Consider the following 22,420-nt stretch of genomic DNA (forward strand, 5'->3'; position numbering starts at 1 on the left):
TCCTTTATAATTTTTATCTCATTTTAACTTTAAAAGCATTAAAAAATTATGAGTTTTTGGAATGTTTTGTTATTTTTGCGAATTTAAATAATGTACCATTTGCCCTAAGGCTATAGAACTATCATTGCAAGGAAATTTCAAAGGTACAAAAAAGTTAAAATTTTTAGCTTTTAAGATTTCAAGCAAGGTTTTGTTTTGAAAAACTCCACCACTTAAAAGCACTTTTAAATCATAATCTTTACTAAATTCTATGATAAAATTTGCTAAAGCATTAAACATGCCCGTAATAGCCTTACTTTTTTCATCTTGTAAGGCTCCTAAAATCAAACTTTTAAAATTAATATGTCCTTTTTCTATAAAAAGCTTGTAAGAAAAATCAAGATTTTTATCGTAAAAGGCTTCACACATCAAGCCAACTTGGGCTTCATAAGAGCTTTTTTCTAAGCTAAAAACAATGCTTCCAAAAGCATCGATGATACGGCCTAAAGAACTTGTTTGCAAGTTAGAAGATGAATAAATTTTTTTAAGATTTTCAAGTTTTATTTTTGGAATTTTTGCTAAAAATTCTTTGGCTTCATTTTCTAAATCATAATGCCAAATCAAACTTAGGGCTAAATTTTGTATGTTTTTAATATCGCTATTTATAAGAGTGAAATTTTCAAAATGCGTCATTCTTTTATAGTTTTTTAAATTTCCTATAAAAACTTCCCCGCCCCAAATTTTACCATCTTCTCCATAACCTGTTCCATCACATATAAAGGCTAAGACTTTTTCATCTTTTGAAAATTCTTTTTCGTATTCAAAATAAGCCGCACAAAAATGCGCGTAATGATGAGGAATTTTAATCTTGTTTTTAAATTCTTTTGCATAGCTAAAATGAGGATGTTTATCGCACAAAATCGCATCAAATTTTAAATCATAATTTTGCTTAAAAAATTCCAAAAGGTTAAAAAATCTCTCGTGCACCTCAACGCTTTTTAAATCCCCTATATAAGGAGAAATTAAAAGCTTATTTTCATAAAAAATTACAAATTCATTCTTAAGTTCAGCACCCAAAGCCAAAAAAGTGCCTTTTTTATTAAAATTTCTTTCTAAATAAAAAGGGTTTAACCCTCTTGAAGTGCGTAAAAACATAGTTTTTCCATTTACAATTTGGGCAATAGAATCATCACTTGCATTGACAATTTCTCTATCATAATCTAAATAAAAATCAAAAACTTTATCAAGTTTTTGACACAAATTAAACTCATCTTTAATAATACTTTCTCCGCTTAAATTCGCACTTGTTGCTACAAGACTTCCTTTAAAATACTCAAAAAGCAAAAGGTGTAAAGGGGTATAAGCTAACATAATACCTAGTTTATCTACATCAGGAGCGATTAAAGAAAAGGCTTTCTTTGCCTTTAAAATTACAATGGGAGCTAAAACTCCATTTAATAAGGCTTCTTCGTTTTCATCTATAAAGGCAAGTTCTTTAGCACTTTTTAAATCTTTACACATCAAGGCGAAGGGTTTTTTAGGGCGATTTTTCCTAAGTCTTAAGGTTTTTAATGTCTCTTCATTAAAGGCATCGCACATCAAATGAAAACCACCCATACCTTTAATAGCTAGGATTTTACCTTCTTTTAAAAATTTTGCACTTTGTATAAAAGCTTCTTTATCTTTGGCTAAAATTTCACCCTTTTTATTTTTAAGAAAAACACTAATTTTGCATTTAGGACAACTTATAGGCTGAGCGTGAAAACGTCTATTTTTAGGATCTTCATACTCATTTTTGCAAAACTCACACATAATAAAATCTTGCATAGAGGTATTTACCCTATCATAAGGGAGACTTTTTATAATGCTAAAACGTGGCCCACAATGCGTGCAGGTGATAAAAGGATATAAAAAACGTGGATTTTTTTCATCAAAAAATTCTTTTTTGCATTCTTTACAAAGTGCAAAATCACTAAGCATAGGAGTGGTTTTTGCATTTTCTAAAGAAGAAGTAATACTAAAATTTGTATAGCTTGAAATAGGAATTTGAGTATATGTAAGCTGATCTATCCTTGCTAAAGGTGGGAGATGATTTTTTAAGCTTTGTATGAAATTTTCGCATTCTTCTTGGGTGCAAGAAAGGATAATCTCTACTCCAAAACCATCATTTCTTACCTCGCCAAAAAGTTTAAATTTCAAAGCTAGTTCATAGACTAAGGGGCGAAAACCCACTCCTTGGACTAATCCTGAAATGTTGATTTTATATCCTAAGTGGCACATTGCTTAACTTACAATCTCTAATATGTTTTAAAACATTTTCAAGCAAACTTTTATGTTCAAATAAGCTACCGCTAATTAACACAATTTCAGCCTTTTTTTCTTGTTTTAATTCATCATAAAAATCACGTAAAAAATACGACAAACTTTCAACCACTCCATAAGAAATATCTTGAGCGCTAACTCCAGCCAACATAAAACTCATCACAGAACGCAAAGTTCTTATAAAATCAAATTCTTTATTATCATTTAACTTAAAATCAATCTTAACACCTCTAGATAATCTTGATTGATCGCTTAATGCAAGCAAGTTTTGCCCTGCTTCTTTAAAATCTTGGCTTAAATTTAATATTCTACCTACAATGCATAGCAAAGAAAAGAAATTATTTTTACTTTCAAATTTTTCATCTAAAAGCTTAAATTCTTTTTGAAAATTCTCCAAAAGTCTTTTTCCTGTAGGATCGTTTTCAAGCTCGCTATATATATTTTTTGAGTGATCGGGTAAAGTAATTTTTAATAGATTAAATTCTTTATTTAGCAATAAAATATCATCGTATTCTTTACTAAGCTCTAAAATTAAACTTTTTTGCTTAAAACGCGAAGCAAGATAAGAAATCCTTGCCATATTTTTATCATCTTTGGCAAAAATTAAATCTTTAATTTTAGAATGCACGAATTCAAACCCTTCCAATACGACAAATTTATCTTTAATATTTAGTATTTTAAAATCATCCATAAAACTCTCAATTTTTTTAAATGATAAAAAATGAAAATTTTCCTTAAAAAGCTCATGAGTTAAAGCAAATAAAAATATATCTTCAGCAAGTTTTAAAAAGAATTTATCAATTTTTAAATCATATTTTTGTCTAAATAACGCATTTAATCTAAGGGCCAATAAAGGCTTTTCAAAACTTGCTAAAAATTTTAACTGCTCATTAGAACATACAAAAATAGAAGAAATAGCCTTAACATCACAAGGCATTAAAAAATCTTCTTTAAATTCTTTATCAAAAAGATAAAAAGTATAAATACCTTTATGATTTTTCATCCAAACTTTTTCGCGTTTTTTAATAATATCTAGTGTTTTTAAAAGCAAAGAGTGAAAATTGCTTTTATTAACTTTTTCAAAATTTTTACCATCAAAAGAAAGTGAAATTTCGCAAAATTTTCCCCATTCATTTTCGGCTAATATATTTTTTTGTACATAGGCATTAGAATTTAAAAAACTTAAAGAAGCGTAGTTTTCTAAATTTTGCTTTTGCTTATACGTGGGATTAAAATCCTTTGCTTCTTTTACTTCAAACCCTGTTAAAAATATACTATGGGATATATTATTAAAACAATTGCAAAAATCACTTAATTTATCAGGATCTGCTTTTATTTTAAGAATATATTCTTCATCATCGATTGATATATCATAAATATAATCTTTTGCATAAAAATTAAGCAAATGCTCAAAAACATCATTATCGCCTATATAATTAAATTTAAATTCTAAAACCAATTTTTATCCTTTTTTGTTTATTTAAATTCCATTTCTCTTTCTCTAAAGTCTGGCATAAATTTATATAAAAAATCATAAAATTCCTTGCTATGATTTGGATATTTAATATGACTTAACTCGTGCAAAATGACATATTCTATAGCTTTTAAACTCTTTTGTAAAAGTTTTAAATTTAAATTAATATAGGCTTTATTGTGATTACAAGATCCCCAACGTGTTTTCATATTTTTAATGCTTAAATGTGTAAAATTAACCCCTATTTTTAAAGACCATTTTTTAAGATAAAAAGTAAAAATCTTTTTAGCATTTTGCCTTAAAAATAAATCTAATTTTACTTTACTTGGAGTGATAATACCATCTTTATCAAAATAAGTTTTTTTAGCATTTTCATCAAAAATAATTTTATATTTTTTAGCTAAAAAAATTAGCTCATCTTCTTTTAAGGCCTTTTGATAAAATCTTTTTTTAGCCTCGCTTATCCAAGAGCTTGATTTATCTAAAAACTCATAAACATTTTTAAAAGTGCAAAAATAAGGGATACTAAGAACAAACTCACCCCTTTCATTTAGCCTTAATCTTAAACTTTTTATACGTTTTTTAGCATAAAAATAACACTCATCTTTATAAATAAAAGATTTTAAACTAGAACTTTGCCTTGCCACTTTTTACTTTTCCATCTGTATGAATTTACCATTCCACGCAAAAACTCATCCGCACAAAATCCTATCCAAATTCCTAAAATTCCAAGATTAAAATGAAAACAAAGCACATAACCCACAGGCAAAGACACACCCATCATAAAAACAAGTCCACTAAAAAATGGAAATTTCGCATCACCACTTGCACGTAAAGAATTTACCATGACTATATTAAAAGTGCGTGAAATTTCAAGAAAGATTGAAAGAGCAAATAAAGGTATCATTAAATTTTTTAACTCTTCTTTTAAACCTAAAGCTTGCATAATAAAATCTTGACAAAAATAGTTTAAAAGTGCTACTAAAGCACTCGCTACCACGCTAAAATACAAAGCACGCCAAGCATGTTTATAAGCGATATTTTCATATCTTGCACCGACTAATTTACCCACTATAATTTCATTAGCTATACTTGTAGCTTGTCCTATAAGCATAATAAGCATTGAAATTTGAAAATAAATCGTTTGCACAGCTAAACTCGCCTCACCTAAGCTTGCCACAAAAGCAAAGGCTATAGTGTATTGCACTATCCACAAAAGATTTTCTCCTGCTGAAAATCCACCTATATTTAAAACCTTTTTTAAAACTTTTTTTTCAAGTTTTATCATTTCTTTGATTTTAAGATGAATTTTAAGCTTATAAAAAAGTATCACAAGTAAAGCCACTATAGCAACAATGCGTGCAAAAATATTGCTAAGTCCTACTCCAAAAAGTTCTAATTTTGTATAATGTAAAACATAATAATTTCCCCCAATCACCACTATATCCACCAAAAAGCCTATAAACATCACCCAATAAGCCATATTATAAACCCTTACAATGGCTGCTAAAACAATGCCTATGGCGTCAAAAAACAAACAAATTGCGAGCATATGCAAATAAATTTCACTGTCTTTAAGCAGTTCTTGTGGGATTTTTAAAAGATAAAGCAAATACTCCCCATGCCATAAAATAAGCGCGCCACACACAAAGCCTAAAAGTGCATTTAAAAACAAACTTTGATGGATCACTTTTCTTGCTAAAATATGATCTTTTGCTCCAATAGCCTGAGCTATCACTACACTACAACCCACACTTAAAAACGAAAAAATGATAATAAAAAGATCTAAAATTTGATTTCCAGCCCCCATAGCACCCACAAGAAAATTAGAATAATGCGACACCATAGCAGTATTGATAATCACGGTTAAATACTTAGAAAGCAAGTCCCAAAATATAGGAATACTAAGTCTTGTTAAGGAAAATTGTTTTTTTGCCATGATTATTCCTTTAAAAAGCCGTATTCATAAATTTTTGGTTCTAGCTTTTTGGCTAAAGCATTTAAAGCTGTGTTTAAATCACTAAGCAAAGCTTTATAATGCTCATCTTTTGCCTTGGAAGGATTATTCATCTTGCCTTTTTCATCTCTACCTTGAAAAAATTCTTTGATATCATAAAGTGAAGCATTGACCAGATAGTTTTTATCTTCACTATGGGTATGATAATACTTAAAAAGTTCTTTTCCAGCTTTTAAAAGTTCGTTTGCTTGGGGGCTAAATTCTATCTTTGTTAATTCATCATCAAAAAGTGAGTTTTCATCTTTTATCTTGCCCTTTATAAATTTATACATAAAATCACTCTTAAAAGCTTCTTTTGTGATACCTAGTTCTTTTTCGCTAAAAGGTATGAAATGATTTATCCCCTCTTTAGAGCTTATTTTATTTTGTCTATGAAAGAGCATAAAAGCTAAACAATCACTTTTAAACTCATCATCATTTTCATATAAATCATTAGGATATAAAAACTGATCTCTATCGTTTATCCAAGTAGCATTTATAGCATGACGCACTGAGAAAGATATACAAATTTCTAGAAAATTATTTAATTCTACAAAAATATGAACACCACCTGATTTAGTTCTTGTTTTTTCAAAATTTTCTATGAAAACACCATTTTGGTTTTGGAGATCATTTCCTTTGGCTGTAAAATGACATAATTGAATTTTATTTTTATCAAAAGATATTTTTCCAAAACTTGAAAGAAAATTACACTTATCGCTATAAAAATTTTTCCTGCCCAAAAAATTTCCATTTTCATTAAATATATCAAGTTTTATTTTTTTAATTTCTTCTTTTTTACTCATATCCCATATCAAAAATCCTATGGGAAAATTTCCTTTTACATTATCAAAGGTATAAGCAGGAACCATAAAACCTTTTAAAAACTTAGCCTTAAAACTCTCTCTAAATTTTATAAAATTGGTAGAATTTACATATTTTAAAGTAGAAAAGCTAGCCAGTATAGCTCCTTCAATTTCACAATAAATTCTTATAAAAAATTGCGCAAAAAGCTCATTATTTGCTTTACCTAAAATATCTTTGTATCTTTCACAAATTTTATTTTCTCTAGCCACCTTTTCTTTATTTTTTCCAGTATTATTCCTTGTAGCAGTAGTTCCAGCCTCCGCGTAAGGAGGATTGATAAAGATTATTAATTTTTTACGTTTATTTTCATCTTTTAAAATTTCTTGCAAATTTAAAGGTAGTTTTGATTTTTGTTTGATATGGCCTTTATCATCTTTTTCATCAAAAAATTCATCATTTAAAAAGTCAAATTGAAAAACTTGTTTTTCAAACAAATTTGCACCATTTTTGATACGCTCATGTATAACATCTATATCAGCTTTATCAAGAGTGGAGCAAAAAATATTTTTTGCATTGGTAAAATTAGCTAGTAAATTCCCTGTTCCACCAGCTAAATCCCATATATAATACTCCTCTTCATAATTTTCACCAAAAGTTTTTGATAAATACTCACAAGCCTTATCCACCCAAATTCTTGGAGTAAAAAATGCTCCTTTTCTCTCTCTTATATCTTGATCTACAAGCAAATCTCTACGCTTTATAATATAATCCCAAAATTCTTTTCTTGGAGGACGCTCATAAATCGCCCAAAATTCATGATGGGCTTTTTGATTATCCTTAAACGAAGTGCGTTCGTTGATGATAGAACCTAAATGGCTTTTTGTTTTGTTAAATTCATAATAATCTTTTTTAAGAATAGCAAATAAATTTTGACTGATAGTTTCATTTTCATTTGAAAGTAAATCAGCCAAATAAAAATCAGCATCTATAATCCCACTTTCTTTAGCCAAATTCCAATCAATACTGATGGTATCTTTAACCATTTTGTTCCATTTATGATAAATACTTACAAAATTGTTTTTATCGATTTTAAATTTGCTTATATTTTCACTCGTAAGATTTTCTTTTATGAAATTTTTTAATTCTTCATCATTTTTTTCATAATAAAAAATTTGTGCTGTATTTAAAATGCTATCTAGTTCTTTTAGAAGTTTTAAAAACTGCTCACTTTTATGATTGCTAGGTGTTACGCTAAAGTCTATATCGCTTTGATAAAAAATTTCTTGCAAGGAAGAAAAGGGTAAAAAGGCTATCTTTTCAGCGTCAAAAGCACAAAGTAAATTTGGAGTTTGCTCTGTATAAAATTTATACTTTCCCATGGTAAGCACAAGCTGAACAAAAGACTTTTTAAGCTCGCTTTTTCCTTGTTTGGCTTCAGCCCAAAGTAAATTAACTTCGCCTAAAAGTCCTAAATTTTGAGTGATACAAAAATCAATCTTAGTACCTACATAATTAAACTTAGAAAAATACAAATCCTTAATCTTACTTTTTAAAGGCTCTTCGCTAAGTTTTAAAAGCTCCTTAAACAAATCATATCCTTAAAAAATATTTTAAAGACATGATTTTAATAAAAATTCACTTGTTTTTGTATAAAGCTTAATCAAAAACGCTATTTAAAAAGTAAGCCTTAATAAAAGAATTTATTCATAATATATTAAGATATCTTTAAGACATAAAATCTGTGCTTAAAAATTTATTTTATTTTTAAAAAAATCACTATATTATTATAAGATAAAATTTAAAATTAAGAAAGGTTTTAATGCTTTTAAAAGAAGTTGTAAAATTACTAAATGAACAAATCAACAAAGAAATGTATGCATCAAATTTGTATTTAAGTATGAGTTCTTGGTGTTATGAAAATAGTCTTGATGGGGCTGGACTTTTTTTATTTAATCACGCAAGTGAAGAAAGCGAACATGCAAAACGTTTAATCACTTATTTAAACGAAACAGATTCTCATGTTGATCTTAGAGAAGTTAAGCAACCTGAACAAAATTTTTCTTCTTTGCTTGATGTATTTGAAAAAACTTTTGAGCACGAACAATTTATTACAAATTCTATTAATTTTTTAGTAGAGCAAATGTTGCATTACAAAGATTATTCAACTTTTAATTTTTTACAATGGTATGTAAGTGAACAACACGAAGAAGAGGCTTTATTTAGAGGTATAGTTGATAAGATTAAACTTATCGGAAATAATGGCAATGGTCTTTATCTAGCAGATCAGTATATAAAAAATTTAGCACAAGCTAAAAAATAACTTTATTGCCGATAAAAAATGACTTTTTTTTCTTTAGAATTTAGCATTTTAATATCGGCTTTTTTTATAATCTATTGGATCTTTAAAAAATACTATAAAATACAAAATATTTTAGTTTTATTGTTTAGTTATTTAGTTTATACTCTTATCAATCCTTATTTTGCTTTGATTTTATTGATTTATACTTTTTTTATCCATTATTTTGCTTTGCTTATTTTTACAAGAGAAAAAAAATATATTCTTTTTATTTCAATCATATCTGTTATTTTAAATCTTTGTTTTTTTAAATATTTTTCAGATATTAAAGATAGTTTAAATATTGTTTTTAATTATTTAGGATTTGATTTTTTAAATATCGATATTATTTTTCCAATAGGCATTAGTTTTTATACTTTTAATTCTATTACTTATCTTGTTAGCGTTTATAAAAAACATAAGGTTGAAAGCTTTATTAATCTTGCTATTTATCTTAGTTTTTTTCCAACTTTGCTTTTAGGTCCTATTATGAAAAGCGAGTTCTTTTTTAATCAAATCTTTAAAAAAAGAAAATTTGGCAATATAGACTTAATTTTTGTTTTATTATTGTTTGGAATTTTTAAAAAAGTATTTTTAGCAAATTACTTAGAAATTTATTCTAAAGGTATTTTAGATGATCCTCAAAATTATAGTTTTTTAGAACTTTTAAGTGCTATTTATGCTTATGCTTTGCAGATTTATTGTGATTTTAGCGGATATATAGATTTAGTTAGTGCTTTTGCCTTAATGCTTGGTTTTAGCATTCCTATTAATTTTAATATGCCTTATTTGGCAACAAATTTAAAAGATTTTTGGTCAAGATGGCATATAAGTCTTTCTAATTTTATAAAAGAATACATTTATATTCCTTTAGGGGGAAATAAAAAAGGGATTTTAAGAACATATCTCAATATTATAATTGCTTTTTGTCTTTCAGGAATTTGGCATGGAAATACAATTAATTTTCTTATCTGGGGCTTATTGCACAGCTTTGGCGTGATATTTAATCACATATCACTTTTTAAACTTAAAAAATTTCCTTTTATAGCAAGATTTACAACCTTTCATTTTGTGTGCTTTACTTGGATATTTTTTTATTATCCAAATTTAGAAGATAGTTTTGAATATTTAAAAATTTGCTATAAAAATTTCTTTTTACTTCCTGATTATGAAACTTTTTATGTGCTGATTGTTTTTTCTATTCTTTTTATAATTTATCCATCTTTTAGAAATTATCAAAAAAATTGCACTCGAATTTTAGAAGCAACACCACTAATATTAAAACCAATTATAATAGCCTTTTTATTGCTCTTAATTTTTACTTTTATCCCTAATGAAATTCCAAATTTCATTTATTCGAGTTTTTGATGAATATTTTAAAATTTTTGTTTGTATTGATTTTTAGTTTTTTCTTGGTCGTTTTAGTAATGAATGAAAGCATTAGCTCTTATTTAGAACAAAAATATCATCTTATTTTCTATCCGCAAAATACCATATTAAAACAGGCAAATTCCTTAAAAGTCAAATTAGAAGAAATTAAAAATATTATTATTAACCAACAAAATACACTTAAGGATACACTAGATAATGATAATGTTATTTTAGAGGATAATAATTCAAAAGAACTCAATGCATCAAATTATCTAGAACAAACAAATTTTGATATAGTCAAAGACAATAATTTAACAAAAAATTTAGAGCCTATCATTTATATAGATCCTAAAGAAGATGGCTTTTTATTTATCGGGGATTCTTTGATGCAAGGAGTTGCCATCTCTTTAAATAAAGATTTAAAAAATTTAGGCATAAAAACCATAAATCTTAGCAAGCAAAATACAGGACTATCTTATAAATCATATTTTAATTGGGCAAATACCACAAAAACAACCCTGCAAAAAAATCCAAATATTAAATATTTAGTTGTTTTGTTGGGCGTAAACGACCCTTGGGATATTAAAAAAAATGGAATTTATCATCATTTTAACTCACCATCTTGGCTTCAAATTTATACCTATAGAGTGCAAGAACTTATAAGTATTGCTAAAAAATACAATGTAAAAATATTTTGGTATGAAATTCCTCCTGTAAAAAAAGAAGATCTAAATAAAAAAATTATTATATTAAATAATATTTATCAAAATATTGTGACAAATAATGATGAAATTTTTATTCCGACTAAAACATTTTTTAGTTATGAAAATAAATTCTCAACTTATATCAAAGATGAAAATAATAAAAGCATTAAAATAAGAACAGATGATGGGATCCATTTTACACCAACAGGCGCTAAAAAAATGTCAGAACTTCTTATGCGTTATATAAAAATCAAGGGCGAAAATGATTAAAAATATTATTATTTTTATAGTTTGTTCTTATGTTTTTTTAAATGCTGTATCACTAGATACTAGAAATTGCATTAGTAATTATGCAGATAATAAATCCTTAAAACTACTCAAACAAAAAATTAAAGAAAATAAAAATCTAGGAATTAGAATTTATGGAGATTCTCATATAGCTGCAGATTTTTTTCCTAATACTTTAAGAAATTTATTATTTAAAACAAATGCATTAGGTTTTGTTTATGCCATTCAGCCAAAATATCAACAAAACTCAAATTTAATTTATGAATTTAAAAATTTTGAAATTCTAAGCTCTAAAAATCTCAAAAAAAATATTAATTATCCTTTGGGGGGAGTTATAGCAAATGCTTTAAAAAAAAATGCTTATATTATCCTTGATACAAAATTAAACCCTAAAAAATTTAATGTGGGTTTTATTTTTAAAAGCCCATCTAGTGATGATGCCTTTATAATCAAAGACAAAAATAATAAAACCTATAAACTAAAAAGCAAAAAAAATAAATGGTCTTATAAAGAAATAGAGCTTGATTTTCCTTTTAAAATCACCGCTTTAACCAAAAATGCAAAGCTTGGTGGATATATAATTTATAATAAAAACAAAAATAATCTTTTTTTAGATACTCTTGCTATCAATGGAGCAAAAAGCGATCTATGGAAGGAATGGAATTTAAACATAAGCAAAGAAGAGCTTAAAATTTTAAAACAAGATTTGATTATACTTGCTTATGGAACCAATGACGCTCTATATGGTAAATTTGATAAAAAAACATTTAAACAAGATTTTAAAAAACTGATTCAAATTTTAAAAAAGATTAATAAAAATGCTGTTTTTATGATAATCTCTCCACCAACCATAAAAGAATCAAACTCACATTTTTTTACCATAAGAAAAAGTCTTTATGAAATTGCAAAAGAAGAAAAAACTTTAATTTTTGATATGCATCAATTTATGAAAGATAACAAAGGAAAAGATTATTGGATAAAACAAAAACTTTCATTAAAAGATGTGCATTTAAGTGTTAAAGGCTATGAGATTATGGCCAAAAAAATGTATCAAGATCTTATAAATACCCTTAAAACTATCCATTAGTAGCATCATAATAGATAGTTGTAATTTGATAATATGAATTAATAATTGATAAAAGATTAAATTTAGCCCTTAAATAATCTTGCAGTGAAGAATTTAGACTATTTTTTGCATCTAAATAATCCTTAAGTTCACTTTTGCCCAGTTCATATTTTTGTAAATAAGCTTTAGTAATTTGCTCTTGTTTTAAATTAATTTTTTTAAGATTATTTAATATTTGAATAGTATTTTCATAATCCTTGGAATAATATACAAATTCATTAATAGCACTTTGTAAAACTTGCTCATATTCAAAAACTAAAACTTTATAAGAATACTCAGAAATTTTAATATTTTTCTTTAACCTTGCATAATCTAAAAAAGGAAGAGAAATTTTAATATTGCCATCTAAAAAAGAAAATTTAAAACTTTCATCAAATTTTTCATCACTTCCACTAAAACTTGCACCCAGTGAAATAGCAGGAAACATGGATTTTTTTACGCTAGAATAATCCTTAAATGCCGCTTTTAAATTATTTAATTTAGCCAAAACATCTGGCCTATAAAATAAAGCATTTAAAGGGATATTAAAATTCACATTTAAATCTTTAAAATCATCAAGAGATAAATTTTTAAAATATTCAAGATAAACAAAACCTTCTTGCTTTCCTATAAGATCTTTTAAATTTTTAAGCAATAATTCTTTATTTTGTTCATTAGAAAGCAAATTTTGTTTTGCTTTTAATAAATTTTGATCAATATTTAATAAATCAAGATTTTCAATTTTTCCAAGCTCATATTTAAAACTATAAAGATTTTTCATTTGTTCTAAATTTAGAATATATTCTTTTAAAAGAATGGCAACATCATTAAAATAAGCCAACTCAAAAATATTATTAATTGTAGAATTAATAATGCTTAATTTTAAACTCTCTAAATCATAAGCACTTGCTTTTGCATCAAATTCTCTTGCCTTAAATTCATCAGAAATCTTAGAATAAATATCAAGCTCATAGTTTAAATTTAAAGAATTTGAGAAATTATTTGAGTGAATTCCTTGATTTAAATTTCTTGAACTTGAAAAAGCTAAATTTGCACTTAAGGTTGGATACAAATCATAATTAATCAAATCAGCTCTAGCTAAGGCCATTAATAAATTTGTTCTAGCTACTTTAATGTCGGTATTATTTTCTAATACAAAAAAAATAAACTCGTTTAGTTTTTTATCGTTGTATAATTTCCACCATTCTTTTGTAATATTTAAATCTTTTAATTCATCTTGAGAAAGATTTTCTTCTTTTATCATAGAAATATTACTTGCACAAGCACCCAAAAAAATAAACATAAAACAAAATATTACAATTTTCATTTTATTCCTTAGATAAAGCATTGATAGGATTTAAATTGGCAGCATTTTTTGCTGGAAAAAAACCGAAAATAATTCCAATTAAAATAGAACTCAACAAACCTAAAATAATAGACCCACTCGAAAGTATCATAGGAAAATCAACGCTAAAAGTATTAAAAGCAAAAACTATCGCTATGGATAAAAATACCCCCAAAATAGCACCGACTAAACATATCATTATTGCTTCTATTAAAAATTGCATCAAAATATCTTCTTTTCTAGCACCTATAGCCATACGAATTCCTATTTCTTTAGTTCTTTCGCTAACTGAAACAAGCATAATATTCATAACACCTATACCACCGACAATTAAAGCGATAATAGCAATAGATGCTGTCAAAATGGTTGTGGTGCGCTCATTTTCTTCTATAGCTTTTTTTATACTATCTGAATTTATAGTAAAAAAATCTTTTTTCCCGCGTTTAATTTCTAAAATTCTAATCACAGCACTTTCAGCCAAAGAAGAGCTTACGCTATCCTTAACTTTTACTATGATTTCTCTTAAATTCCTATCTCCGGTTAATTTATTCATTAAAGTTGTATAAGGCATATAAAGACGCACTGTATTATCTTCAAAAAATTTATTTGTATCTTGCTTTAAGACCCCTATAATCTTAAAAGGTTGATCATCAAAAATAACAATACGACCTAAAATATTTTTACTTTCCTCATTTTTAAATATATTTTTTTTGGCATTATAATCAAGCACAACAACATTGGAGCTATTTTTAATATCATCTTCGCTAAGCAAAGTCCCAGCTTCTAAATTTAAACCCTTAATTTTAAACTGATTTACGCCAACTCCTTCACCTCTTGCATTTAAAGAAGTATTTTTAAAGGTTACTACTCCAGAAGTTGTGGCTCTTGCCTCTACTGCATCTAGATATTCTAAAGATCTTAAAGTATTTAAATCGCTAAAATTAAGTCTTGTTTTTCCAGATCTTAAATCCCCAAATCCTCTTCCTGGGATAATCTCAATTGTATTAGTTCCAAGTCTTGAAATAGATGAGAGAATTTTTTCTTGAGAGCCAAGACCTAAGGCAATTACACATACAACAGAAGCAATACCTATAATAATTCCTAGCATAGTAAGTATTGATCTTAATTTGTGTGCAATAATAGACGAAAAAGCTATTTTAAAACTTTCTAAAATCTGATTTCTTAAAAGATCAAATGTTTTTATTTCTTTCGAAAAAGGTTTTAAATTTATTTTAAATTCTTTAGTATTTTTTTTGGTATCACTTAGTATTTTTCCATCTTTAATTTCTATAATTCTTTCTGCTTTAGCTGCAATACTTCTATCGTGTGTTACTAAAATAATAGTATGACCTAATTTATTAAGCTCTTGTAAAATTTCAAGAACTTTAATCCCGCTTTTACTATCTAAAGCTCCAGTTGGCTCATCTGCTAAAATCAAATCTCCACCATTCATTAAAGCTCTTGCTATACTAATTCTTTGCTGTTGTCCCCCACTTAGTTCATTTGGTTTAAAATCAAATTTATGCTCTAACTCCAAGCTAGATAAAAGCTCTCTTGCTCTTTGATTTCTTTGATGAAATTTTTTTCCTGTATATATAGCGGGCAAAGCGATATTTTCGCCCGCGCTTAATAAACTTAAAAGATTATATCTTTGAAAAATAAAACCAATTTTTTCACGTCTTAATCTAGCTTTTTGCTCTTTATCCAATAAAGTTACTTCATAATTTTCAAAAATATAACTCCCCTTGCTTGGTTCATCAAGGGTTCCAATAATATTCAATAAAGTTGTCTTGCCACTACCGCTTTGACCTATAATAGCAACAAATTCACCTTTTTCTATGTTTAAATTAACATTATCTAAGATACAAGTTTGATTTATAAATTTGCAAATATTTTTAAGATGTATCATCACATTCTCATCTTTTTTGTGTTATCTAAAGAATCTAAAGAAATAATTAATTCTTCATTTTCGCTTAAACCTTCTAAAACTTCAGTGTTTATAGCATCGTGAATTCCAAGTTTAATGTATTTTTTTATTTTTTTATCATTTTCTAAAATTTCTACATAATACCCATTGGCATCATTATAAATTGTATAAGTAGGCACCACAATAACATTTTTAGCACTTTGGATAATAATTTCATTTTGAATACTCATTCCAATGCGTAAAAAATTATTTTTATTAGGAACAAAAAATTTAGCATAATAATAAATTGCACTAGAAGAGGAGCTAGAAGAGTTAGAAGAGGAACTAGAATCGCTAACCTCAGTATCGGCTGGATCGATGCTTGAAATTAAAGCTTGATATTTTTTATCTGGATCGCTTAATACTGCAAAATTAACTTCTGTTCCTATTTTTATTTTATTAATATCAGCTTCTGCAATCTCCATTCTAACTTCCATTTCGTCTAAATTTGCGATTTTAACTATAGTTGGGGTGCTTTGATTGGCATTGACAGTTTGTCCTTCATCAACAGCAACATTTATAATATACCCATCTATTGGGGCCCTAATCGTCGTATATCCTAAATCTTTTTGAGCATTTTTAAGACTAATTTCAAGTTGGATAACTTGTGCATTTAAATCTGCAACATCTGCTTTAAGCGTATAATAATTGTTTTTAAGAGTTTCAAGACTTTCTAAAGATGTTGCTTTTTGAGCATAAAGCTTTTGCTCTCTTTGATACTGCTTGCTTGCTATATCAAAGGCAACTTTTTTACTTTCTAAACTTGCTTTTATACTTTCAAGTTTAGCTTTTGTAATATCTAAATCATTTTGCTGTTTATCTTTATCAATTTGAGCAATCAAATCACCTTGTTTAACCTTATCTCCAACTTTAACATAAAGTTTTATAATCTGCCCACTTACCTGAGCTCCCACATCAACTTGATCTTTGGCATAAACCTTTCCAACAGCTTCTATACTTTGCTCAATATTGCTTCTTTGAATTTTTTGAGTTACAACTTGAACTTTATCTTTGGTATAAAAAACACCATAATAAATTCCAAAAATAATACCTATTAACAAAACAATAAAAAGAATTTTATATTTCATTTAAAACCTTCAAAAATAAACTTAATTCTATTTAATAAAAATAAATTTTATGTGAATTTTAATATAAATTTCTATACGATTAAATTATATAAGGAGAAAAAATGAAAAAAGAATTAGAAGTTTTTACAACAAGGTATTCTTGTAGAAAATTTAGCAATAAAACAATTAAAGAAGAAGATTTAAAAGCTATTTTAGAAATAGCAAGATTAAGTCCAAGTTCTTTGGGATTAGAACCTTGGAAATTTTATGTTATTCAAGATAAAAAGAAATTAGAGGAGATATCTTTAATCGCTAATCATCAAGATCATGTTAAAACAGCTACAGCATTAATTATAATCACATCAAGATTTGATTTTAATGAATATTTTGAAAACAAACTAAAAGCAAGAAATATGCCAGAAGAAGAAATTAAAAAAAGAATTAATACTTATAAACCATTTTTAAATTCTTTAGATGAAAAACAAAAAATAGCCTACTCAAGAGAGCAAGCTTATATAGCATTAGCAAGTATACTTTATGCAGCAAATGCTTTAAAAATAAACTCTTGCACCATAGGAGGATTTAATCAAGAAAAATTAAATTCTTATTTAAATTTAAATTCTCAAAAAGAAAGCGCTACTTTAATTGTAGCTTTAGGAATTAGTGAAGAAGAGAAAATTCCTGTTAAAAATCGCTTTAGCTTTGATGAAGTAGTAAAATTTTTATAATTTTACTACATTTAAATTCTAATTTGTCCTTGTCCATCAATAATATATTTATAAGTACAAATCTCATTAATACCCATAGGGCCTCTAGCATGAAGTTTATTGGTAGAAATTCCAACTTCTCCACCAAAACCAAACTTAGAACCATCACTAAAACGCGTTGAAGCGTTTACATATACACAAGCTGATTGGATTGTTTTTTTAAATTTTTCTATATTATTAAAATCATTAGAAAGTATAGCTTCTGAGTGATAAGAACTATATTTATTAATATGCTCTATAGCTTCTTGGCAATCTTTTACAATTTTAATACTTAGTTCATAAGCAAGCCATTCTGTATAAAAAGTTTCATCATCGGCCAAAATATATTCTAAATTTGAATTTTCAAAAAATGAAAATGTATTTTTGCATACATGAATTTTAACTTTAAATTCCTCAAGCCTTGGGATAAGCAATTTAAAAAAATTTTTAGCAACACTTTCGTGCACCAATAAAGTTTCTAAAGCATTACAAACACTTACTCTTTGACATTTTGCATTTATGATAATATTTACAGCTTGCTCTAAAGAAGCATTATAATCTACAAAAATATGACATAAACCTTTATCTTGCTTTATTAAAGGAATTTTAGTGTTTTTAGAAAGCTCTTGTATCATTTTAGAACTTCCTCTTGGAATAATAACATCAATTAAATCATCCATTTTTAAAATAGAATACACATCATCTTTACTAAAAAGCATAGAAAAACAATCATTTAAATGATATTTTTCTAATATTTTATTTATAAGTGAAAAAATAGCTGCGTTGGTATTTTTTGCTTCACTTCCTCCTTTTAAAATACAAGCATTAGAACTCTTAAGCATCAAAGCTATGATCTCAGCACTTAAAGCAGGTCTTGCCTCATAAATAACACAAATTAAACCTATGGGAATTCTTATCTTTTGAATCAATAATCCATCTTCATTAACCCAGCCTTCTATAATGCTTCCTATAGGATCTTTTAAATAAGCGATTTTCTCTAAACTCAAGCAAAGATCCTCCAAGCGATTTTTATTTAATAAAAGTCTATCTTTTAAGGCATCATCTTTTTTAAAATCATGCAAATCTTTTAAATTTTCTTCTAAAATAAAATTAGAATTTTCCTTTAAAATCTTTGCAAAATCTAAAATAATATTTTCTTTTAATTTAGGATTTAAATTGTAAAGTTTTTGAGAGTTTTTTTTGATATTTTGAACAAAATTTCTCATTCTTTAATCCTTTGTTTACAAAAAACTTGTTAAATTATACAAAAATATTTAACAAAAAAAGGAAAAAAGTGGAAAAATTAGATTTAATTATTATTGGCGCTGGCCCTGCTGGAATTGGATGTGCCATAGAGGCCAAATTAAAAAATAAAAAAGTTTTAATTCTTGAAAAGACAAAAGAAATTTGCCAAACTCTAAGACAATTTTATAAAGACGGCAAAAGAGTTGATAAGGCTTATAAAGGATTAGAAGGAGAAAATTATAGTCATGTTCGCTTTGAAGACGGCACAAAAGAAAGCACTATAGAAAATTTTGAGTCTTTAATAAAAGAGCATGATATTAGCATAGAATTTTCAAGCGAAGTAGAAAGCGTTAAGCAAGATAAAGAAAATTTTATAGTAACAACTTCTAAAAACACTTACGAATGTCAAAATATTATTATTGCTATAGGAAGAATGGGTAAGCCTAATAAACCTGATTATAAACTACCTCCTACACTTACTAAAATAATTAATTTTAATGCTAATAATGTTCAAAACAATGAAAAGATTCTCATTGTTGGGGGAGGAAATTCTGCAGCAGAATATGCTGTTGATTTAGCTAGCAAAAATCAAGTTTGTCTTTGCTATAGAAAAGATAAATTTACAAGATTAAATGATACCAATTTAAACGATATAGAAAGTGCAGCAAATCAAAATAAATTATTATTAAAATTGGGTGTTGATATTCTAGAAGTAGAAGATGAAAATTCTAAGGCTAAAGTGAAATTTAATGATGGAACTTTTGAAATTTATGATCGTATAATTTATGCTATTGGCGGTTCAACTCCGGTTGATTTTTTACAAAAATGCGGTGTTAATGTTGATGATAAAGGAATACCTTTGATGAATGAAAATAAAGAAAGTAATATTAAAGGAATTTTTCTTGCAGGAGATATAACAACAAAAAATGGTGCTAGCATAGTTTGCGGTCTAAATGATGCAGCTAAAATCATTTCCGTGCTTAAATAATCTTAAAGATTATTTAGCACCTTCAAGCTCATAGATTTTTTTTCTCTCGCTAGAACTTCCAATATCAAGTTGTTTTCTGTATTTTGTTATTGTCCTTCTTCCTATATCAATTTTAAATTCTTTTTGTATCAATTCTAGAATTTTAAGATCGCTTAAAGGCTTTTTTTTGCTTTCATTTTTAATTAAATTTACAATAAATTCTTTTACACTCGTATTTGATGTTTCACCATTTTCATCTAAAGCGATAGTAAAAAAGTCTTTTAAAGGTATAAGACCTCTTTCACAGCTTAAATATTTATTTGCAATTGCCCTTGAAATAGTAGAAGTATTACGCTCTAAATCATCTGCAATATTTTTTAAAGTCATAGGTTTAATTTCTTTACCCAAGAAAAAATCGTATTGATATTCTACTATCATAAGTCCTATTTTATAAAGAGTTGCTTTTCTCATAGCTAAAGCATCAATCAAATTTTTGGCTTCCTTGATATAAGCACTTAAAAATTCATGACTCATTCCATCGGTTTCTAAAGATATTTCTGGATAATATTCATCATTTATTTTAACTTTTATCTCATCATTTTCCCTGAAAATAAAAATATCAGGAACTATTTGTCTGCTATCTTCAAAATATTCGATAAAAGGAGGTATGCTAAATTTTCGGATTAAAACTATTGCCTCCTTATAAAGTTTTTCTTTTGTATAAGATCCTATATTTTCAAAATCTTTAATCAAAATTTTACAAAATTCGTAAAGCTCATTATCAATATCTAAATTATCCAAAGCAAATAAAAATGCTTCTTTATAGTCTTTTGCTCCCACTCCTATGGGTTCTAAAAATTTAAATCTTAATCTTACATTTTCAATTTCACTTTGGCTCCACTCTTTTAAAAGCTCTTCATCAAATTCAAAATATCCTTCATGATTTAAACATTCTATAATTTTATATGCAATTTTTTGAGATTTCTCTGTAGGAAATAAAGGCGGAATGATTTGTTCATTTAAAATTTCATAAACACTTTTCTGCGTTATAGCCATATGTTGAAGATTTTGTGCTTGAGTAGAGTTTTTATAAAAATAATCTATATAATTTTTATTATTAACTTGTGTATTAACATTTTCTTTGATATTAACAAAAGGATTTTCCTTGCTAAACTCATCTAAATTTTCTTTTAAATCTTCAATATTTGCTTGTAAAATAGGCAACCAACTTCTTAAAGTCTGAGAAAGCTTATTTTTGGGAGCTAATTTTTGCTTTAACATACTTAATCCAAGAATTTAAACTCTGTTCCTAAATAGTGTTTGATCACATCTTTATTATACGCTATTTCCTTAGCACTACCGCTAGCCAATAATGCACCTGATTTAATAACATAAGCCCTATCACAAATTGCCAAAGTTTCTCTTACATTATGATCTGTAATTAAAACACCAATATTTAAGCTTTTAAGCTCATTAATTAAATTTTGAATTTCAGCAACAGCAATGGGATCAACTCCAGCAAAAGGCTCATCAAGCAATAAAAATTTAGGATCACATATTAAAGATCTTGCAATTTCGCATCTTCTTCTCTCGCCTCCGCTAAGACTTAATCCTTTTCTTAAACGAATAGGCTCTATACTTAAAAGCTCCAACATTTGCTCTACTTTTTCTTTTAAAATTTTTTTATCTTTATAAAAAACTTGTGCCGCTAAAAGTAAATTATCCTCCACGCTTAAATCTTTAAAAATACTACTTTCCTGCGGTAAATAACCAATTCCTTGTCTAGCTCTTTTGTTTAATGGATCCTTTGTAATATCCTTTGAATCAAGTAAAACTTGACCATTACTAGGCGGAATTAATCCACAAATCATATAAAAAGTTGTCGTTTTTCCAGCCCCATTAGGCCCTAAAAGACCAACAACTTCACCGCTATTTAGCTCCAAAGAAACACTATGAATAATTTTAGTTTTTTTAATTACTTTTTCTAAATTAAGAATTTCTAGCTTACTCATAAATCTTATACTTTCTCTTATCCTTAAATAATTCAATTTCTATAAAAATACTTTTTTTTCCAAAACGTTCAAGACAGTTTTTTAAATTTTCATCACCCCATTCCACCAAGTGTAAAGCATTTTCAAAAAAATTTTCTATCAAAGTATTATCTAATAATGACTTAAAACCTTTTTGATAAATATCATAATGATAAACTACGTATTGATCATTGAAGTACTTTTGCATTATAGAAAAGGTAGGAGAATCGACCAAATCCCTAATGCCTAAATAATTTACAAATTCTTTAACCAAAGTCGTTTTTCCACTTGCTAAATCACCCTTAATTAAAATTACACCTTCCTTGGGCAAATGTCTAAAAAGCTGATTAAGCTCGTTTTGTTTTAAAATCATCTCTAGCATATTTTAATCACATACTCATTTTGTGATGATTTGGGGATATTTTTTGTTGTGGGAATAGCTAAAACTTTGTAACTTTGAACCCCATTATTAAAATGCAAAGAAATAATATCATTGATTTTTACTTCTTTACTTGCTTTAACTACATTCCCATTAATAGAAACTACACCATTTTTACACATATCTTCAGAAATAGCACGTCTTTTTGTAATATTTACTACGTTTAAAAATTTATCTATTCTCATACTTCAAATTATATCAAAAAAAATATATTTTGGAACAAAAAATGCTTGT

19 protein-coding genes are annotated in these 22,420 nt (G+C 26.8%); 6 read left to right on the plus strand and 13 right to left on the minus strand.

The window, feature by feature from the left end:
* Nucleotides 1–69: 69 nt before the first annotated feature.
* From hypF to CNZW441b_RS04525, 5 genes are read right to left on the minus strand one after another with little or no spacing between them, the layout of a single operon-like run.
* The gene (hypF, locus tag CNZW441b_RS04505; protein ID WP_216681256.1) at nt 70–2,259 is read right to left on the minus strand and encodes a carbamoyltransferase HypF; all 2,190 of its coding nucleotides are present in this window, start codon (nt 2,257–2,259) and stop codon (nt 70–72) included.
* Complete coding sequence (locus CNZW441b_RS04510) at nt 2,240–3,760, minus strand: hypothetical protein (protein WP_216681257.1); 1,521 nt, start codon at nt 3,758–3,760, stop codon at nt 2,240–2,242. The genes hypF and CNZW441b_RS04510 overlap by 20 nt, the downstream gene beginning before the upstream one ends.
* Nucleotides 3,761–3,777: 17 nt before the next feature.
* Nucleotides 3,778–4,422: a M48 family metallopeptidase gene (locus CNZW441b_RS04515; RefSeq protein WP_131163880.1), complete on the minus strand. Its 645-nt coding sequence runs from the start codon at nt 4,420–4,422 to the stop codon at nt 3,778–3,780.
* Complete coding sequence (locus CNZW441b_RS04520; protein WP_216681258.1) at nt 4,398–5,714, minus strand: MATE family efflux transporter; 1,317 nt, start codon at nt 5,712–5,714, stop codon at nt 4,398–4,400. Before CNZW441b_RS04520 ends, CNZW441b_RS04515 begins: the two co-directional genes overlap by 25 nt.
* A gap of 2 nt (nt 5,715–5,716) precedes the next feature.
* Complete coding sequence (locus CNZW441b_RS04525; protein ID WP_216681259.1) at nt 5,717–8,167, minus strand: hypothetical protein; 2,451 nt, start codon at nt 8,165–8,167, stop codon at nt 5,717–5,719.
* A gap of 230 nt (nt 8,168–8,397) precedes the next feature.
* Between CNZW441b_RS04525 and CNZW441b_RS04530 the strand changes: the two genes are divergently transcribed.
* From CNZW441b_RS04530 to CNZW441b_RS04545, 4 genes are read left to right on the plus strand one after another with little or no spacing between them, the layout of a single operon-like run.
* Nucleotides 8,398–8,898 carry a ferritin gene (locus tag CNZW441b_RS04530; RefSeq protein ID WP_131163877.1) on the plus strand — a complete coding sequence of 167 codons (501 nt, stop codon included), beginning with the start codon at nt 8,398–8,400 and terminating at the stop codon, nt 8,896–8,898.
* A gap of 18 nt (nt 8,899–8,916) precedes the next feature.
* Nucleotides 8,917–10,281: an MBOAT family O-acyltransferase gene (locus CNZW441b_RS04535; RefSeq protein ID WP_131165999.1), complete on the plus strand. Its 1,365-nt coding sequence runs from the start codon at nt 8,917–8,919 to the stop codon at nt 10,279–10,281.
* Nucleotides 10,281–11,258: an SGNH/GDSL hydrolase family protein gene (locus CNZW441b_RS04540; RefSeq protein ID WP_131165998.1), complete on the plus strand. Its 978-nt coding sequence runs from the start codon at nt 10,281–10,283 to the stop codon at nt 11,256–11,258. The genes CNZW441b_RS04535 and CNZW441b_RS04540 overlap by 1 nt, the downstream gene beginning before the upstream one ends.
* Nucleotides 11,251–12,363, plus strand: a complete 1,113-nt coding sequence (locus CNZW441b_RS04545; protein WP_131163874.1) for a GDSL-type esterase/lipase family protein — start codon at nt 11,251–11,253, stop codon at nt 12,361–12,363. The genes CNZW441b_RS04540 and CNZW441b_RS04545 overlap by 8 nt, the downstream gene beginning before the upstream one ends.
* Here CNZW441b_RS04545 and CNZW441b_RS04550 read toward each other — a convergent pair.
* The 3 genes from CNZW441b_RS04550 to CNZW441b_RS04560 are packed head-to-tail and all read right to left on the minus strand — an operon-like array spanning nt 12,353 to nt 16,780.
* Nucleotides 12,353–13,708 (minus strand): TolC family protein, encoded by a 1,356-nt coding sequence (locus CNZW441b_RS04550; protein ID WP_200287104.1) that lies wholly within the window; start codon nt 13,706–13,708, stop codon nt 12,353–12,355. The two genes, CNZW441b_RS04545 and CNZW441b_RS04550, sit on opposite strands and share 11 nt — an antisense overlap.
* Before the next feature lies 1 nt (nt 13,709).
* Nucleotides 13,710–15,635 carry an ABC transporter permease gene (locus CNZW441b_RS04555; protein ID WP_131165996.1) on the minus strand — a complete coding sequence of 642 codons (1,926 nt, stop codon included), beginning with the start codon at nt 15,633–15,635 and terminating at the stop codon, nt 13,710–13,712.
* Nucleotides 15,635–16,780, minus strand: a complete 1,146-nt coding sequence (locus tag CNZW441b_RS04560; RefSeq protein WP_131186693.1) for an efflux RND transporter periplasmic adaptor subunit — start codon at nt 16,778–16,780, stop codon at nt 15,635–15,637. Before CNZW441b_RS04560 ends, CNZW441b_RS04555 begins: the two co-directional genes overlap by 1 nt.
* A gap of 101 nt (nt 16,781–16,881) precedes the next feature.
* Here CNZW441b_RS04560 and CNZW441b_RS04565 point away from each other — a divergent pair, with 101 nt between their 5' ends.
* Nucleotides 16,882–17,487 carry a nitroreductase family protein gene (locus CNZW441b_RS04565; protein ID WP_131163870.1) on the plus strand — a complete coding sequence of 202 codons (606 nt, stop codon included), beginning with the start codon at nt 16,882–16,884 and terminating at the stop codon, nt 17,485–17,487.
* 11 nt (nt 17,488–17,498) lie between these two features.
* Here CNZW441b_RS04565 and CNZW441b_RS04570 read toward each other — a convergent pair whose 3' ends face one another.
* Entirely contained in the window at nt 17,499–18,731 is a 1,233-nt protein-coding gene (locus tag CNZW441b_RS04570) for a glutamate-5-semialdehyde dehydrogenase (RefSeq protein WP_131163869.1), read from the minus strand.
* 68 nt (nt 18,732–18,799) lie between these two features.
* Here CNZW441b_RS04570 and CNZW441b_RS04575 point away from each other — a divergent pair, with 68 nt between their 5' ends.
* The gene (locus tag CNZW441b_RS04575) at nt 18,800–19,738 is read left to right on the plus strand and encodes an NAD(P)-binding domain-containing protein (protein WP_131165994.1); all 939 of its coding nucleotides are present in this window, start codon (nt 18,800–18,802) and stop codon (nt 19,736–19,738) included.
* Nucleotides 19,739–19,747: 9 nt separating this feature from the next.
* Here CNZW441b_RS04575 and CNZW441b_RS04580 read toward each other — a convergent pair whose 3' ends face one another.
* From CNZW441b_RS04580 to CNZW441b_RS04595, 4 genes are read right to left on the minus strand one after another with little or no spacing between them, the layout of a single operon-like run.
* Nucleotides 19,748–20,998: an RNA polymerase factor sigma-54 gene (locus CNZW441b_RS04580; protein WP_131165993.1), complete on the minus strand. Its 1,251-nt coding sequence runs from the start codon at nt 20,996–20,998 to the stop codon at nt 19,748–19,750.
* A gap of 2 nt (nt 20,999–21,000) precedes the next feature.
* Nucleotides 21,001–21,729 (minus strand): LPS export ABC transporter ATP-binding protein, encoded by a 729-nt coding sequence (lptB, locus tag CNZW441b_RS04585; protein ID WP_131163866.1) that lies wholly within the window; start codon nt 21,727–21,729, stop codon nt 21,001–21,003.
* Nucleotides 21,722–22,129, minus strand: a complete 408-nt coding sequence (gene tsaE / locus CNZW441b_RS04590) for a tRNA (adenosine(37)-N6)-threonylcarbamoyltransferase complex ATPase subunit type 1 TsaE (RefSeq protein ID WP_131165992.1) — start codon at nt 22,127–22,129, stop codon at nt 21,722–21,724. Before tsaE ends, lptB begins: the two co-directional genes overlap by 8 nt.
* Nucleotides 22,123–22,371, minus strand: a complete 249-nt coding sequence (locus CNZW441b_RS04595; RefSeq protein ID WP_131165991.1) for an RNA-binding S4 domain-containing protein — start codon at nt 22,369–22,371, stop codon at nt 22,123–22,125. Before CNZW441b_RS04595 ends, tsaE begins: the two co-directional genes overlap by 7 nt.
* Nucleotides 22,372–22,420 lie beyond the last annotated feature (49 nt).

It is taken from the genome of Campylobacter novaezeelandiae (assembly GCF_018968685.1).
In the GTDB taxonomy this organism is placed as follows: Bacteria; Campylobacterota; Campylobacteria; order Campylobacterales; family Campylobacteraceae; genus Campylobacter_D; species Campylobacter_D novaezeelandiae.